The 485-nt window shown below is 58.8% G+C and carries 1 protein-coding gene; it reads right to left on the bottom strand.

Annotation, left to right across the window (positions count from 1 at the left end):
• Window positions 1-485 (bottom strand): calcium-binding protein (locus HU811_RS27170; RefSeq protein ID WP_186659214.1); only part of this gene is annotated, 485 nt, incomplete at both ends.

The following is a 485-nucleotide window of genomic DNA, read 5'->3' as shown; positions in this document are numbered from 1 at the left end:
AGCACGTTGCCCAGGGCGTTGCCGGTGCCGTTGAGGTGAGCGGTGCCGGTCAGGGTGAGGTTTTCCAGGTTGGCGCCCAGGCTCCAGCTCAACAACGCGCGAATGGTGTCGACTTCGGTGGCCGAGGTGCTGGTTTCGGTGACGATATCCTTGAGATTGTCTACCACATAGGTGTCATTGCCGGTACCACCGATCAGCGTGTCGACGCCGCTGCCGCCATCCAATATGTCGTTGCCGGCTCCACCGCTCAGCGTATTGTTAGCGCGATTGCCGATCAGCACGTTACCCAAGGCATTTCCGGCACCATTGATGTGAGCGCCGCCAGTGAGCGTAAGCTTTTCCAGATTGGCACCCAGGCTCCAGCTCACCGAGGAAAGTACCGTATCAATTTCGCTGGCCAGGGTGCTGGTTTCGCTGATGATGTCCTTGAGGTTGTCGACCATGTAGGTGTCGTTGCCAGTGCCACCGATCAGCGTGTCGATACC

Origin of the sequence: Pseudomonas tehranensis (assembly GCF_014268615.1) — a bacterium.
Lineage (GTDB): Bacteria > Pseudomonadota > Gammaproteobacteria > Pseudomonadales > Pseudomonadaceae > Aquipseudomonas > Aquipseudomonas tehranensis.
Note: the sequence above shows the minus strand (reverse complement) of the source record. Positions and strands in the feature narration are given on the sequence as shown.